Consider the following 15803-nt stretch of genomic DNA (forward strand, 5'->3'; position numbering starts at 1 on the left):
GGGGGGTAATTGTTCAATAAAGGTAAATATAGATACGCTTTTTGTAAATAAGGTAAATAGCATGCTATACTGTAACCGTAAACAATAAAAATTTAAAGGAGATTTTTGATGATGAAGTCAAAAACAGTTTTAGTAACCAGCCTAGCGGCTGCAACATTTGGTCTTGTCTCTCTTGTAGACACAGCAGGAGTTCTACCTTTTTCAGCACAAACGGTGCAGGCTGACACAACTCAGGCTTCTCTTGATGTAAAAGCAGAGGTGCTTGGGGATAAGCATCTTGTCTTAAAAATTAAGGCGACTTCTTTTTTGGAAGAGCCTGAAGATATCGTTCCCACGTTATTTAGTGCCGATACACATGAACAAGTTTGGGGCTATAGAGGTCCAGAATTTGGTGAAGTGAGCAAAGAGAAAGGGCTTGAGAAAGATTTTTATTATGTACCTTCTAAGCATGTAAGTGTTAATAAGTTTGAAAAGTTACCAGATGGGAAGTATTACTTTGAATTTCGCCATCAGTATCTAAGGGGTCAAAAGTTTTTAGGAAGGTCAAATCTTATTACTGTTAAAGATGGAAAATATGTAAAAGATGAAGCAAGTTTAACTACACAGCCAGCAGAGAGTTCTAAGGTAGCAGAGGGTTCTAAGCCAGTAGAGAATTCTAAACTGGTTGATAATGCACAAGCTGTAGAAAGTACAAAATCAGTTGGAAATTCTAAAACTAATCAAAGTCCAAAATCAACTTCTAATAGGGTTCAATCTGGCTGGTCAGGTTCGTCCTACTACCAAAATGGTACTAAAGTTACTAGTAAGTGGATTTTTGATAAAAACTATAATTCCTACTTCTACCTAGATGCTTCAGGTAACTTTGTCCAAAATTCTTGGGTAGGAAACTATTACCTTAAATCAGGTGGTTACATGGCTAAGAGTGAGTGGATTTTTGATAAGAACTATGGTGCCTACTATTATCTAACGTCTGAGGGAAGCTATTCTTACAGTACTTGGGTTGATAGTTATTATGTTAAATCAAATGGCAAGATGGCTACAAAAGAGTGGATTTTTGATAAGAACTATGATTCATACTACTACTTAACATCAGAAGGCAGCTATGCGCGTAACACATGGGTAGGTGACTATTATCTCAAGTCAAATGGTAAGATGGCAGTCAACGAACGTACCCCAGATGGTTATCAAGTGGATGAATCAGGTAAGTGGGTTAAATAAAATAAAAATAGTGAAAGGAATTAGCACAGGCTGGTTCCTTTCTCTTAGATAAGGGAGTAATATGAAAAAGTTTTTATTAGCCACAACGCTTTTACTGACACTGGTTTTGGGAGGCTGTCAGTATCTACCTTGGAACAAAAGCTCGGAAACACCATCTGCTTCAACATCAGATACATCTGTAGCGACACCAGAGATAGATTACAGCCAATATAACAAGGTTCTCGATGACTATGAAAAAGTAACCAAAGGTATCTTTCCTACAGGTATGGAGGTCAATCCTTTGGCTAGTCAAGTGAAGTCTTCTCAAGGTTTTTACACAGATGTGGTTTACCACAATACAGATTTGAATAACGACGGAGTGGATGAACTCTTGCTTGCTCTTGAAATGAAGAGTGGTGAAAAGAGTTTGCTTGATATCCGTACTTTGAAAGATGGAAAGGTGATCCGTCTGACCAATCAAGAAAATCGTTTAGACCAGATTGGTGAGAGAATGACAGTCGGTATTTTGCCAGACAATTCTCTGCTTTATCGTGGGGCTGGTACAGCAACGAGTCATATCTATACACACTATCAATTTAGTGAAGATGGACAGTCTTTGGTAAAGGGTAAGGAGGCTCAAGAACTAGCGGATCTTGGGGTCGGTTCTCCCATTTCTCTAGAGACCTTAAGCTGGAAGTCTGTTTCAGATAAGATTCCTGGAGGGGCAAGTGCAGACAAGGGTACAGCTGAGACAGCATCTTCAACTAGCAAAACTGCATCTGGGAAAATGGATATTAATGCCATAAAAAATGGAGATTTTTCTAGTATTGAGGGAAAATGGAGTAAAGGTAATGGAGGAGAAGATTTAGTTTTTAGTAAGGATGGGCTAGTGGCTCCAGAACAGTTTACAGTTGAAGTTGCAGAATCGGAAATAGTAAATGATTTTCTACGAGCTCGCTATTCAGGTCCAGCTTTTGGAGTCTTTATTCAATTCATACCAGCAGGAGTTAGAATACCTGACGAGACATCTATGGATGGAATAATATCAGACGCTTCGGATATTAGTAAAGATAGAATCATCTATCGTGCTTCATTTCCAGTACATAATAAACCAGAACAATTCTTATATCGTGTAGACTAGGAGTGAAACAGATTGATTTAAATAATAGTACCCCACGCACATGGGGATGCCCAGTCTTTCTTTTACCGAGTCAAATAAGATTTTTCCAGTAACACATTGACAAAAGCCAACATTTTTTGTAAAATAAGAATCAATTAAATACCAACACCGAATGAAGTTTAATAGAAGTGGAGAAACGTTTGATTTTCCATGACTGTAAATGGACGGAACTCTGGAGAGACCGTAAAGGCACCGAAGGGGCAAGGCAGGCAACTGCTCAAACTCTCAGGTAAAAGGACAGAGCTAGGATAGACCGCTTTTTAGCATTTATCTAAGCATTCCAGAGTACATGTGTTTTGCATGTGCTCTTTCTTTTGGGGTTGAAAAGATAGGAGAATAGAATGTTAGAATTGCTTAAATCAATCGATGCTTTTGCTTGGGGACCTCCCCTCTTGATTTTATTGGTCGGAACAGGGATTTACCTTACTGCTCGTCTAGGACTCTTGCAGGTTTTGCGTTTGCCTAAGGCCTTCCAGCTTATTTTTATCAAGGACAAGGGACACGGTGATGTATCTAGCTTTGCGGCACTGTGTACAGCTCTAGCAGCGACAGTTGGTACGGGAAATATTATCGGGGTGGCGACAGCTATCAAGGTCGGTGGCCCAGGAGCCCTCTTTTGGATGTGGATGGCTGCTTTCTTTGGCATGGCTACCAAGTATGCGGAAGGACTCTTGGCTATCAAATATCGAACTAAGGACGACCATGGTGCAGTAGCGGGAGGACCAATGCATTATATCCTTCTAGGGATGAGCGAAAAGTGGCGACCACTTGCTATCTTCTTTGCTATCGCAGGTGTCTTAGTAGCTTTATTGGGAATCGGGACCTTCACCCAAGTCAACTCGATTACAGAATCTATCCAAAATACAACGACTATTTCGCCAGCTATCACAGCTCTCGTTTTGTCTGTCCTAGTAGCGATTGCCGTCTTTGGCGGACTCAAGTCTATTTCTAAGGTGTCAACAGCTGTTGTTCCTTTTATGGCGATTATTTACATTTTAGGGACCTTGACAGTTATTTTCTTCAACATCGGGAAACTCCCAGCTACAATTGCTTTAATCTTGACATCAGCTTTTAGTCCAGTTGCTGTGGTAGGTGGATTTGCTGGTGCTAGCATTCGGATGGCTATTCAAAATGGTGTGGCGCGTGGTGTGTTCTCAAACGAATCTGGTCTGGGTTCTGCTCCCATTGCAGCTGCTGCGGCTAAGACAAACGAACCAGTAGAGCAAGGTTTGATTTCCATGACAGGAACCTTTATTGATACCCTCATCATTTGTACTCTAACTGGTTTGACCATCTTGGTAACTGGAGTATGGAATAGTGACTTGAATGGAGTGGCTTTGACTCAGTCAGCCTTCTCAACAGTCTTTTCACACTTTGGACCTGCCCTCTTGACCATCTTCCTTGTACTCTTTGCCTTTACGACGATTTTAGGTTGGAACTATTATGGAGAACGCTGTTTCGAGTTCCTCTTTGGGGTTCGCTTTATCTGGCTCTACCGTGTGGTTTTTGTACTCATGGTCTTGTTGGGAGGATTTATCGAGTTGGATATGGTTTGGATTATTGCAGATATCGTCAATGCCTTGATGGCTCTGCCAAACTTGATTGCCCTCTTAGTTTTATCACCAGTCGTCATTGCTGAGACTAAAAAGTATTTTGATAAATAATGAAATCACACAGATTGTGTGGTTTTTTACTTTCATAAAGAATTTTTATCAGTGCAATTTAAAATATATATTATGCAAGGTATAGAATCTGTGATAGACTAGGTTTCAACAAAATGAAAAGAGGTTTTATGATGACAACATTTACAATCCATACAGTAGAATCAGCACCAGCAGAAGTGAAAGAAGTTCTTGAAACAGTACAAAAAGACAACAATGGCTTTATTCCAAATCTAATCGGACTCTTGGCTAATGCACCTACTGCCCTAGAAGCCTACAGAACTGTCGGAGCTATCAACCGTCGCAATAGCTTAACACCAATTGAACGTGAAGTAGTGCAAATCACAGCAGCTGTAACAAATGGCTGTGCCTTCTGCGTCGCAGGTCACACAGCCTTTTCAATCAAACAAATCCAGATGAATGATGACCTGCTTCAAGCCCTTCGCAACTGCACTCCGATTGAAACAGATCCTAAATTGGACACCCTAGCTAAGTTTACCTTGGCAGTCATCAATACCAAAGGGCGTGTAGGAGATGAAGCCTTGGCTGAGTTTCTAGAAGCTGGATACACCCAACAAAATGCCTTGGATGTAGTCCTTGGTGTCAGCCTAGCAAGTCTTTGTAACTATGCCAATAACCTAGCCAATACCCCAATTAACCCAGAATTGCAACCTTATGCTTAATCCTTATCTGAGTAAAAAATGAAGTCTGAAATAATCGGACTTCGTTTTTTTAAGTCCTCATTTAAGCGCTTTTATGCTATACTGAAACTAACATGATTATTGGAGGTTAGTATGAAAAAACTCCCCTTAGTATTTTCTGGTTGCTTGCTCGGTTTAGCAGGAGCTGGGAATCTCGTTTTAGATACGTTGCCGGTTCTGTCACATCTTTTTAGTCTGACAGGTTTGATTTTGTGGATATTCTTTCTGATTCTTCATTTGCTCAATTGGAAAGAAACCAAGCAAGAATTGACCAAGCCCCCTCTTTTGTCAGGGATGGCAACCTTTCCCATGGCGGGGATGATTTTATCTACCTATGTCTTCCGCTTGTTTCCTCATTTTCCTTTAGTAGCGCAAGGGATCTGGTGGTTTTCATTTCTCTTGGATTTGGCCTTGATTGCTGGTTTCACCATCAAATTTGCCTGTCCTGGTCGGAGGGTTCATGCTACTCCTAGCTGGACGGTTCTCTATGTGGGAATAGCAGTGGCAGCCTTGACTTATCCACTGGTAGGCATCATCGAAATTGCCTATGCGACCTTGAGTTTTGGATTTCTCTTGACCTTCTATCTCTATCCCCGTATTTATAGCAATTTAAAGAAACATCCACTCCCACTAGCCATGCTTGGACAAGAAGGGATTTACTGTGCTCCTTTCTCTCTACTCTTGGCTTCCCTGGTTCGAGTTGGAGGAGCTAGCCTACCGACTTGGGTCTTAATCGTTATGATTTTATCTTCTCAATCCTTCTTTTTCTTTGTTTTAACTCGCCTGCCCAATATTTTAAAACAAGGTTTTCAACCAGCCTTCTCAGCCCTTACCTTCCCGACCATTATCACAGCTACCTCGCTCAAGATGGCTCAAGGAATCTTGAAACTTCCATTTCTGGATTATCTGGTAGTGGCAGAAACCGTTATATGCCTAACTATTTTATTCTTTGTATTAGGCGCTTATCTGATTTGGTTACGAAAAAAGGTCTAGCTAGAAATAGCTAAACCTTATTTTTTATGGTTTGATAACTTCAGCGCCACCCATGTATGGACGAAGAACTTCTGGGATGGTCACAGAACCATCCTCATTTTGGTAGTTTTCAAGAATAGCAGCCACTGTACGTCCAACTGCAAGTCCAGAACCGTTCAAGGTGTGGAGCAATTTAACCTTGCCATCTGCTTCATCACGATAACGGATTTGGGCACGACGGGCTTGGAAATCTTCTGTGTTTGAACAGCTTGAGATTTCACGGTAATTGTTTTGCGCTGGAATCCATACTTCCAAGTCGTAAGTCTTAGCAGCTGAGAAGCCCATATCTCCTGTAGAGAGCGCAACGACACGGTATGGAAGGTTGAGCTTTTGAAGGATATTTTCAGCGTTGGCTGTCATTTTTTCCAATTCTTCGTAAGATTTTTCTGGCTTGGCAAATTTGACCATTTCAACCTTGTGGAATTGGTGCAAACGAATCAAGCCACGCGTATCGCGACCAGCTGAACCAGCCTCAGAACGGAATGATGGGCTCATAGCAGTGAAGTAGATTGGCAGGTCTTTACCGTCAAGGATTTCATCACGGTAGTAGTTTGTTAGAGGAACTTCAGCTGTAGGAATAAGGACATAATTGCTGTCGCTGAGTTCAAAAGTGTCTTCCTTAAATTTTGGATATTGCCCAGTACCAAACATAGAATCGTGGTTAACCATGTAAGGTGTGATGACTTCAGTATAGCCCTCTTTTCCATGCTCATCCAACATAAAGTTGTAGATAGCACGTTCCAAACGAGCACCGAGGCCTTTATAGAAGAGGAAGCGAGCACCTGTTACCTTACCGCCGCGTTCCCAGTCAAGGATACCAAGGTCTTCACCAAGATCCCAGTGAGCTTTTGGTTCGAAGTCAAACTCGCGTGGAGTCCCCCAACGGCGAACTTCCACATTGTCATCTTCATCAGCCCCAACAGGAACACTGTCAGCTGGGATGTTTGGGAGAGTAGTGGTAAATTCTGTCAATTTAGCATCGATTTCTGCCAATTCAGCATCCAAGGCTTTGACTTCAGCAGATAGGTTTTGCATGGCAGCAATCTTGTCATCTGCATTTTCCTTGTTGCGTTTGGCTTGAGCAATCTCAGCAGAAACTGTGTTACGTTCTGCTTTGAGAGTTTCAACCTTGACCAAGATGTCACGACGTTTAGCATCGATTTCTTTCATCTCATTCAAGATAGTAGCATCTACACCACGTGTAGCTAATTTTTCTGCGATAGCATCAAAGTCTGTACGAATGCGTTTGATATCTAACATAAGAACTCCTTTATGAAAAAAGCACACCTGACAAAGCGTTGGAGTGGCAGGGCCACGGTTCCATCCAACTTCACAGGTGTGCACTTGATTGTTTATGTAATTGTTACCAACGGTAGAATTTCACCTATCCCTCCTATCTGCTCGCAGCATCCGCAGACTTTCTGAAAGAAGAAGATAACCTACTTATCCGTTGCTATGATTATACTAAAGTTTCTACTTTTTTGCAAATAGATTTTTAAATTTTTGACTAATTGTCTGAATCAGGGTAGGAAGTTTGACGACCTTGTCATTGCCCAGTTTTTCGCGAGCAATTTTGAGAATGGCACCTGAGTCTTTTGAGGCAAAGAGGAATTTTCCTCTGTCTGTAAAGACTTCGAAGTGGCGACTGATTTTGCGACCAGAGACATTAGCTCCAATCTGGTTGATATGGCTCCAAGGAATCTGGATAAATTGTTCGACATTGACATCTGGATAAAATTCCAGAGCCTGATCTCCGACAAGGAATTTCCCAACTTTCCCAGCTATAGAGAGATAGGAAGTTCCTGTTGTATTGAGGAGCACTGTTTTGTTAAGTGATTGGGCCATGGTTAGTCTTCCTTACTTTCACCGAAAAAGGCATTGTAAAGGGCTTTAATAGCTGCTTTTTCTTGGTCCTTATTGACAACAAACATGATAGATACTTCACTAGAACCTTGAGACATCATCTGGATATTAATCTTGTTTTCAGATAGAGCACGTGTTGCAGTAGCTGTTACACCGATATGACTCTTCATCTTTTCTCCAACAATCATAATGATAGAAAGGTCGTGTTCGATTTCTGCATGGTCTACTTCAGCCTTTTGAACCAACTGACGAAGAATTTCTTCTTCCTTGATAGGAGTTAGTTCACGAGAACGGAGGATGATTGAAAGATCGTCGATACCAGTTGGCATATGTTCCCAACCGATGTTGAGGTCTTCAAGGATTTGCAGAACCTTGCGACCAAATCCAACCTCGCGGTTCATGAGGTATTTAGACATGTTAATGCTTACAAAACCTGAATCACCAGCAATCCCCACAACTGGAAATTCATCACTACTGTGTTTTAGGACGATACGAGTACCTGGATGGTCAGGGTTGTTGGTATTTTTAATAACCAGAGGAATTTTTCCACGGTAGGCAGGAAGAAGGGCTTCGTCATGAAGAACTGAGAATCCTGCATAGGCCAATTCACGCATTTCACGGTAGGTCAACTCAGGGATCGAGTGTGGTTGGTGGATAATACCAGGGTGGGCTGCAAAGATACCATCAACGTCCGTAAAGTTTTCATAGAGGTCAGCCTTGACACCAGCAGCAATGATAGAACCTGTAATGTCTGAGCCTCCACGAGAGAAGGTACAGATTTGATTTTCCTTAGTAACACCAAAGAAGCCAGGGATGACAAGGACTTCATTTGAGTTTGTCAATTCTTCAATCTTGTCATAACTTGATGGAATGATGCGAGCGTGACCAGGTTCACTTGTGACCACAATCCCAGCTTCTCTAGGGTGCACATAGCGTGCATCGATCCCATTTTGATTAAAGTAGGCAGCGATTAATTTAGCATTGTTGTTTTCACCCGCTGCTAGGAAGGTATCGTAGAGAAATTCATTTTCTTCGATAGGCAGAGTGGCCAAGGCACGAATGCTTTTAGAAATTTTTTCTAGAATAGCTGGCTTTAGTCCCAATTCGCTAACCATAGCAGCATAGCGGTCGATAATCCAGCTTTGACTCTTGCTAATATCATTACCAGCAACATAGTCGCGGTAGTATTTAATCAAGGCATCCGTAACCTTAGTATCTTCAGCATTGCGTTTCCCAGGTGCAGAAACAACTACAAAACGGCGTTCTGGATCGCTTTTAACGATGTTTAAAACTTTTTCTAATTGACCAGCAGAGGCAAGAGAGCTACCTCCAAATTTAACAACTTTCATAAGAACTCCTAAAGTAAGTATTCTATACGATTATAGCAGAAAGAAAGCCTTTTTTCAATGAAGAAAATAAGCTATTTTACAGGGAAAGATAAGGAATCTAAAATCGGCTGAGACACTTATTACATTCTTATTCTTGCTTTTTTAGAGTAAAAAAGATATACTTTGATAATAAAATTATTTAACTTTCTTATAAAAATAAAAAGGAGTCCAGATGGAACATATTATTTATCAGCTTGAAGAGGATTTGGCAATCATTACGTTGAACCGTCCTGATGTCGCTAATGGTTTCCATATTCCCATGTGTGAGGAAATTTTAGAAGCCTTGACTCTGGCGGAAGAGGATCCAGCTGTGCATTTTATCTTGATCAATGCGAATGGCAAAGTCTTCTCAGTTGGAGGAGATTTAGTAGAGATGAAGCGGGCAGTGGATGAGGATGATATTCCATCATTGACGAAAATCGCAGAACTAGTCAATGCTATTTCTTATAAAATCAAGCAAATTGCAAAGCCTGTTTTAATGGAAGTTGACGGTGCTGTTGCAGGCGCTGCAGCGAATATGGCTGTTGCCGCAGATTTCTGTTTAGCGACCGATAAGGCTAAATTTATCCAAGCCTTTGTTGGAGTTGGTTTGGCTCCAGATGCAGGAGGAATTCATCTCTTGAGCCGAAGTATTGGTGTGACGCGTGCTGCTCAACTAGCCATGACAGGAGAGGCTTTGACAGCAGAAAAAGCTCTAGAGTGGGGTGTGGTTTACCGTATTTCTGAAGCTGATAAGTTAGAAAAAACCAGAGAACAGCTTCTTAAAAAATTAAGACGTGGTTCAAGCAATTCCTATGCTGCCATTAAGAAGTTGGTGTGGGAGAGCCAATTTAAAGATTGGCAAGATTATGCTGTTTTAGAACTGCATCTACAGGAATCACTGGCCAAAACAGAGGATTTCAAAGAGGGAGTTCGGGCTCATTCGGAGAGAAGAAGACCTAAATTTACAGGAAAATAAAAAAATACTTGCGCCATTCTTTGAAGTTTGATATAATTCTTTTGTCAAATGTTTTGATTATAAAAGTTTTTTTGAGAAGGAGGGAAAGAAAGATTGGACTACCAACGAATTAATGAATATTTAACATCTATATTTAACAATGTCCTCGTCATTGAGGAAGTTAGCTTGAGAGGTAGTCGTTTCAAGGATATCTCCATCAAAGAAATGCATACGATTGATGTGATTGGGAAATTCCCAGACGTGACACCAAGTCAAGTGTCAAAAGAGTTGATGGTGACTCTTGGGACAGTTACGACTAGTTTGAATAATCTCGAACGCAAGGGTTACATTGAACGCATTCGTTCAGAACATGATCGTCGTGTGGTGCATCTGCATTTGACAAAAAAAGGTCGCTTGGTTCATAGGTTACATAAACGCTTCCACAAGGCCATGGTTGAAAAAATCATTGATGGTATGAGTAAGCAAGAAATTGAGGTTATGAGCAAAGGCTTGACCAATCTTTATCAATTTTTGGAGGATTTGAGATAATGGCTTTTGCAAAAATAAGCCAGGTTGCTCATTATGTGCCAGAGCAAGTGGTTACAAATCATGATTTGGCTCAGATTATGGATACCAATGATGAGTGGATTTCAAGTCGGACGGGAATACGACAAAGGCATATCTCAAGAACAGAATCTACTAGTGATTTGGCTACAGAGGTTGCTAAGAAACTGATGGCTAAAGCTGGAATTACAGGGGAGGAGTTGGATTTTATCATCCTAGCTACCATTACTCCAGATTCGATGATGCCCTCTACAGCTGCTCGAGTCCAAGCTAATATTGGTGCTAATAAGGCCTTTGCTTTTGACCTAACAGCTGCTTGTAGTGGATTTGTATTTGCTCTTTCAACTGCTGAAAAGTTTATCGCTTCTGGTCGCTTTCAAAAAGGCTTGGTGATTGGTAGTGAAACCCTCTCTAAAGCAGTCGATTGGTCGGATCGATCAACAGCTGTGTTGTTTGGAGATGGTGCTGGTGGAGTCTTGCTAGAAGCTAGCGAGCAAGAGTATTTCTTAGCTGAGAGTCTCAATAGTGATGGAAGTCGCAGCGAGTGTCTGACCTATGGACATTCAGGTCTACATTCTCCATTTTCAAATCAAGAAAATGCAGATTCATTTTTGAAGATGGATGGACGCGCAGTCTTTGATTTTGCCATTCGAGATGTAGCTAAGTCTATCAAACAGACCATTGAAGAATCTCCTGTAGAGGCGACAGACTTGGATTATCTGCTACTTCATCAGGCTAATGACCGTATTTTAGATAAGATGGCTAGAAAAATCGGTGTCGACCGAGACAAACTTCCAGCCAATATGATGGAATATGGTAATACCAGTGCAGCCAGTATCCCGATTTTACTTTCAGAGTGTGTAGAACAAGGCCTAATCCGTTTAGATGGTAGTCAGACTGTTCTGCTATCAGGCTTCGGTGGAGGCTTGACCTGGGGCACACTCATTCTTACAATTTAGGTAATCATGTGGTGAACACATTGTTATAAAAAACTATTTATTTTAAAGGAGTCCTATCATGGCAGTATTTGAAAAAGTACAAGAAATTATCGTTGAAGAACTTGGGAAAGACGCATCAGAAGTAACACTTGAATCAACTTTTGATGATTTGGATGCAGATTCATTGGACTTGTTCCAAGTAATCTCAGAAATCGAAGATGCTTTTGATATCCAAATCGAAGCAGAAGATGACTTGAAAACAGTTGGTGACTTGGTTGCCTACGTTGAAGAGCAAACAAAATAAACAGAATATAGATAGAAGGAGTAGGGAAACCCGCTCCCTCTTGTTTAGGCAATAGTTTGATTTTCAAATTATGACGATATCGAACTATTACGTAAGCAAGAAACGATGGAGGCACTATGAAAACGCGTATTACAGAATTATTGAACATTGATTATCCTATTTTCCAAGGAGGGATGGCCTGGGTTGCTGATGGTGATTTGGCAGGGGCTGTTTCCAAGGCTGGAGGGCTAGGGATTATCGGTGGGGGAAATGCCCCTAAAGAAGTTGTCAAGGCAAATATTGATAAAATCAAATCATTGACTGATAAACCCTTCGGTGTCAACATCATGCTTTTGTCTCCCTTTGTGGAAGATATTGTAGACCTCGTTATCGAGGAAGGTGTTAAGGTAGTGACAACAGGTGCAGGAAATCCAAGTAAATACATGGAACGTTTCCATGAAGCTGGTATTACAGTTATTCCTGTTGTACCAAGTGTGGCCCTAGCTAAACGCATGGAAAAAATCGGTGCGGACGCTGTTATTGCAGAAGGAATGGAAGCTGGGGGACATATTGGAAAATTAACAACTATGACCTTGGTGCGTCAGGTTGCTGCTGCTGTATCTATTCCTGTTATTGCTGCAGGAGGGATTGCGGATGGTGAAGGTGCTGCGGCTGGCTTTATGCTAGGTGCAGAGGCTGTTCAGGTTGGAACTCGTTTTGTCGTTGCAAAAGAGTCTAATGCTCATCCAAATTATAAGGCGAAAATTTTAAAAGCTAGAGATATTGATACTACGATTTCAGCTCAACACTTTGGACATGCTGTTCGTGCGATTAAAAATCAGTTGACTCGTGATTTTGAACAAGCTGAAAAAGATGCCTTTAAACAAGAAAATCCAGATTTGGAAATTTTTGAACAAATGGGAGCAGGTGCTCTAGCCAAAGCGGTTGTTCACGGAGATGTGGATGGTGGCTCTGTCATGGCAGGTCAAATTGCGGGGCTTGTTTCCAAAGAAGAAACCGTTGAAGAAATCCTAAAAGATTTATACTACGGAGCAGCTAAGAAAATTCAAGAAGAAGCCTCTCGTTGGGCAGGAGTTGTAAGAAATGACTAAAACAGCCTTTTTATTTGCTGGCCAAGGTGCCCAGTATCTAGGTATGGGACGGGAACTCTATGATCAGTATCCGATTGTCAGAGAGACGATTGATCAAGCGAGTCAGGTACTCGGCTATGATTTGCGTTATCTCATTGATACGGAAGAAGAAAAACTCAATCAGACCCGCTATACGCAACCAGCCATTTTAGCAACTTCAGTTGCTATCTATCGTTTATTGCAAGAAAAGGGCTATCAGCCTGATATGGTTGCTGGTTTGTCTCTTGGAGAATACTCTGCCTTGGTGGCCAGCGGTGCCTTGGATTTTGCAGATGCGGTAGCCTTGGTTGCTAAGCGTGGCGTCTATATGGAAGAAGCGGCTCCTGCTGGCTCTGGCAAGATGGTAGCAGTTCTCAATACGCCAGTAGAGGTTATTGAGGAAGCCTGTCAAAAAGCTTCTGAACTTGGCGTAGTTACCCCAGCCAACTATAATACACCTGCACAAATCGTCATTGGTGGAGAAGTAGTTGCAGTTGACCGAGCTGTTGAACTCTTGCAAGAAGCAGGTGCCAAACGCTTGATTCCTCTCAAGGTGTCAGGTCCCTTTCATACCGCTCTCCTTGAGCCTGCTAGCCAGAAACTAGCTGAAACTCTAGCTCAGGTAAGTTTTTCAGATTTCACTTGTCCCCTAGTCGGCAATACAGAAGCTACAGTTATGAAAAAAGAAGACATTGTTCAACTTTTGACGCGTCAGGTTAAGGAACCAGTTCGTTTCTATGAGAGTATTGCAGTTATGCAAGAAGCAGGCGTAACCAACTTTATCGAGATTGGGCCGGGGAAAGTCTTGTCAGGCTTTGTTAAAAAGATTGATAAGACGGCTAAACTAGCCAATGTTGAAGATCAGGCTAGCCTGGAAGCTCTTCTAGGAAACTAGTAATCCATTCTCCCATAAATACAGGAGGAAACAGGAGAAAAGCATGCAACTAAAAAATAAAAATATCTTTGTTACAGGTTCGAGTCGTGGAATCGGTCTTGCCATCGCCCACAAGTTTGCTCAAGCAGGAGCTAATATTGTATTAAACAGCCGTGGGGTCATCTCAGAAGACTTGCTAGCCGAGTTTTCAAACTATGGTGTCAAGGTAGTTTCTATTTCAGGAGACGTGTCAGATTTTGCAGACGCTAAGCGTATGGTTGAGCAAGCTATTGCAGAGTTGGGTTCAGTAGATGTTTTGGTCAACAATGCAGGAATTACCCAAGACACCCTCATGCTCAAGATGACAGAGGCGGATTTTGAAAAAGTTCTCAAGGTTAACCTGACTGGTGCCTTTAACATGACACAATCAGTCTTGAAACCGATGATGAAAGCCAGAGAAGGTGCTATCATTAATATGTCTAGTGTTGTTGGTTTGATGGGAAATATCGGTCAAGCTAACTATGCAGCTTCTAAGGCTGGTTTGATTGGTTTTACCAAGTCTGTGGCGCGTGAAGTGGCCAATCGCAATATCAGGGTTAATGCTATCGCACCTGGAATGATTGAGTCCGATATGACAGCTGTTCTATCAGACAAGGTAAAAGATGCTATGTTGGCACAAATTCCTATGAAAGAATTTGGGCAGGCAGAGCAGGTTGCAGATTTGACAGTATTTTTAGCAGGCCAAGATTATCTAACTGGTCAAGTGGTTGCCATTGATGGTGGCTTAAGTATGTAGCAGAAGCTAGAGGTGAAAAAGATGAAACTAAATCGCGTAGTAGTAACAGGTTATGGAGTAACATCTCCAATCGGAAATACACCAGAAGAATTTTGGAATAGTTTGACAACTGGAAAAATCGGAATTGGTCAAATTACAAAATTTGATCATAGTGACTTTGATGTGCATAATGCAGCAGAAATCCAAGATTTTCCTTTTGACAAATACTTTGTAAAGAAAGATACCAATCGTTTTGATAACTATTCTTTATATGCCTTGTACGCAGCCCAAGAAGCCGTTAATCATGCCAATTTAGATGTAGAGGCTCTTGATAAAGATCGTTTTGGTGTTATCGTTGCCTCTGGTATTGGTGGAATCAAAGAAATTGAAGATCAAGTGCTTCGCCTCCATGATAAAGGACCAAAACGTGTGAAACCATTGACCCTTCCAAAAGCCTTGCCAAATATGGCTTCAGGAAATGTTGCTATGCGTTTTGGAGCAAATGGTGTTTGTAAATCCATCAATACTGCCTGCGCTTCATCAAATGACGCGATTGGGGATGCCTTCCGCTCAATTAAATTTGGTTTCCAAGATGTTATGTTGGTAGGTGGTTCAGAAGCTTCTATTACACCTTTTGCTATCGCAGGTTTCCAAGCCCTGACAGCTCTCTCTACTACAGAGGATCCAGCTCGTGCTTCTATCCCATTTGATAAAGACCGTAACGGTTTTGTCATGGGTGAGGGTTCTGGGATGTTGGTTCTTGAAAGCCTTGAACACGCTGAAAAACGTGGGGCAACTATCCTTGCTGAAGTGGTTGGTTATGGACATACCTGTGATGCCTACCACATGACTTCTCCTCATCCAGAAGGTCAGGGTGCTATCAAGGCCATCAAACTAGCCTTGGAGGAAGCTGAGATTTCTCCAGAGCAAGTAGCCTATGTCAATGCTCACGGAACGTCAACTCCTGCTAATGAAAAAGGAGAAAGTGGTGCGATCGTAGCTGTTCTTGGAAAGGAAGTACCTGTATCATCAACCAAGTCTTTCACAGGACATTTGCTGGGTGCTGCAGGTGCAGTAGAAGCTATCGTAACAATCGAGGCTATGCGTCATAACTTTGTACCAATGACAGCTGGAACAAGTGAAGTATCAGATTATATCGAAGCCAATGTCGTTTACGGACAAGGCTTGGAGCAAGAAATTCCATACGCTATTTCCAATACTTTTGGTTTTGGTGGCCATAATGCAGTTCTTGCTTTCAAACGTTGGGAGAATAAATAAGT

The 15803-nt window shown here is 41.6% G+C and carries 16 protein-coding genes and 1 riboswitch; of the genes, 13 read left to right on the top strand and 3 right to left on the bottom strand.

Annotated features, from left to right (window positions below; translation table 11 throughout):
* Nucleotides 1–111 precede the first annotated feature (111 nt).
* The 5 genes from D8787_RS07905 to D8787_RS07925 all read left to right on the top strand — a co-directional run bounded on the left by D8787_RS07905 (nt 112) and on the right by D8787_RS07925 (nt 5732).
* Complete coding sequence (locus D8787_RS07905) at nt 112–1218, top strand: endo-beta-N-acetylglucosaminidase (RefSeq protein ID WP_125422622.1); 1107 nt, start codon at nt 112–114, stop codon at nt 1216–1218.
* 61 nt (nt 1219–1279) lie between these two features.
* Nucleotides 1280–2338 (top strand): DUF6287 domain-containing protein, encoded by a 1059-nt coding sequence (locus D8787_RS07910; protein ID WP_125422573.1) that lies wholly within the window; start codon nt 1280–1282, stop codon nt 2336–2338.
* Nucleotides 2339–2539: 201 nt separating this feature from the next.
* Nucleotides 2540–2628: riboswitch (glycine riboswitch) on the top strand.
* 90 nt (nt 2629–2718) lie between these two features.
* Nucleotides 2719–4041 carry an alanine/glycine:cation symporter family protein gene (locus tag D8787_RS07915; RefSeq protein WP_125422576.1) on the top strand — a complete coding sequence of 441 codons (1323 nt, stop codon included), beginning with the start codon at nt 2719–2721 and terminating at the stop codon, nt 4039–4041.
* Between the two features lie 131 nt (nt 4042–4172).
* Entirely contained in the window at nt 4173–4721 is a 549-nt protein-coding gene (locus tag D8787_RS07920; RefSeq protein ID WP_125422579.1) for a carboxymuconolactone decarboxylase family protein, read from the top strand.
* Nucleotides 4722–4832: 111 nt separating this feature from the next.
* Nucleotides 4833–5732 (top strand): TDT family transporter, encoded by a 900-nt coding sequence (locus D8787_RS07925; RefSeq protein ID WP_125422582.1) that lies wholly within the window; start codon nt 4833–4835, stop codon nt 5730–5732.
* 24 nt (nt 5733–5756) lie between these two features.
* Here D8787_RS07925 and serS read toward each other — a convergent pair whose 3' ends face one another.
* The 3 genes from serS to D8787_RS07940 all read right to left on the bottom strand — a co-directional run bounded on the left by serS (nt 5757) and on the right by D8787_RS07940 (nt 8983).
* Nucleotides 5757–7031 (bottom strand): serine--tRNA ligase, encoded by a 1275-nt coding sequence (gene serS, locus D8787_RS07930; RefSeq protein WP_125422585.1) that lies wholly within the window; start codon nt 7029–7031, stop codon nt 5757–5759.
* Between the two features lie 213 nt (nt 7032–7244).
* Nucleotides 7245–7616: a DUF956 family protein gene (locus tag D8787_RS07935; protein ID WP_000079347.1), complete on the bottom strand. Its 372-nt coding sequence runs from the start codon at nt 7614–7616 to the stop codon at nt 7245–7247.
* A gap of 2 nt (nt 7617–7618) precedes the next feature.
* Complete coding sequence (locus tag D8787_RS07940) at nt 7619–8983, bottom strand: aspartate kinase (RefSeq protein ID WP_125422588.1); 1365 nt, start codon at nt 8981–8983, stop codon at nt 7619–7621.
* 211 nt (nt 8984–9194) lie between these two features.
* Between D8787_RS07940 and D8787_RS07945 the strand changes: the two genes are divergently transcribed.
* The 8 genes from D8787_RS07945 to fabF all read left to right on the top strand — a co-directional run bounded on the left by D8787_RS07945 (nt 9195) and on the right by fabF (nt 15801).
* Nucleotides 9195–9980, top strand: a complete 786-nt coding sequence (locus D8787_RS07945; protein WP_102210401.1) for an enoyl-CoA hydratase — start codon at nt 9195–9197, stop codon at nt 9978–9980.
* 93 nt (nt 9981–10073) lie between these two features.
* The gene (locus D8787_RS07950; RefSeq protein WP_000386351.1) at nt 10074–10508 is read left to right on the top strand and encodes a MarR family winged helix-turn-helix transcriptional regulator; all 435 of its coding nucleotides are present in this window, start codon (nt 10074–10076) and stop codon (nt 10506–10508) included.
* On the top strand, nt 10508–11482 hold the full coding sequence (locus D8787_RS07955) for a beta-ketoacyl-ACP synthase III (RefSeq protein ID WP_125422591.1): 975 nt from the start codon (nt 10508–10510) through the stop codon (nt 11480–11482). The genes D8787_RS07950 and D8787_RS07955 overlap by 1 nt, the downstream gene beginning before the upstream one ends.
* Before the next feature lie 58 nt (nt 11483–11540).
* Entirely contained in the window at nt 11541–11765 is a 225-nt protein-coding gene (locus D8787_RS07960; protein WP_000257838.1) for an acyl carrier protein, read from the top strand.
* Nucleotides 11766–11881: 116 nt separating this feature from the next.
* Nucleotides 11882–12856, top strand: coding sequence for an enoyl-[acyl-carrier-protein] reductase FabK (gene fabK, locus D8787_RS07965; RefSeq protein ID WP_000857446.1), 975 nt, complete (start codon nt 11882–11884; stop codon nt 12854–12856).
* Nucleotides 12849–13769: an ACP S-malonyltransferase gene (fabD, locus tag D8787_RS07970; RefSeq protein WP_125422594.1), complete on the top strand. Its 921-nt coding sequence runs from the start codon at nt 12849–12851 to the stop codon at nt 13767–13769. Before fabK ends, fabD begins: the two co-directional genes overlap by 8 nt.
* 43 nt (nt 13770–13812) lie before the next feature.
* Nucleotides 13813–14544 carry a 3-oxoacyl-[acyl-carrier-protein] reductase gene (fabG, locus tag D8787_RS07975; protein WP_125422597.1) on the top strand — a complete coding sequence of 244 codons (732 nt, stop codon included), beginning with the start codon at nt 13813–13815 and terminating at the stop codon, nt 14542–14544.
* A gap of 21 nt (nt 14545–14565) precedes the next feature.
* Entirely contained in the window at nt 14566–15801 is a 1236-nt protein-coding gene (gene fabF / locus D8787_RS07980) for a beta-ketoacyl-ACP synthase II (RefSeq protein WP_125422600.1), read from the top strand.
* Nucleotides 15802–15803: the final 2 nt, after the last annotated feature.

Source organism: Streptococcus mitis, from assembly GCF_003944325.1.
In the GTDB taxonomy this organism is placed as follows: Bacteria; Bacillota; Bacilli; order Lactobacillales; family Streptococcaceae; genus Streptococcus; species Streptococcus mitis_CW.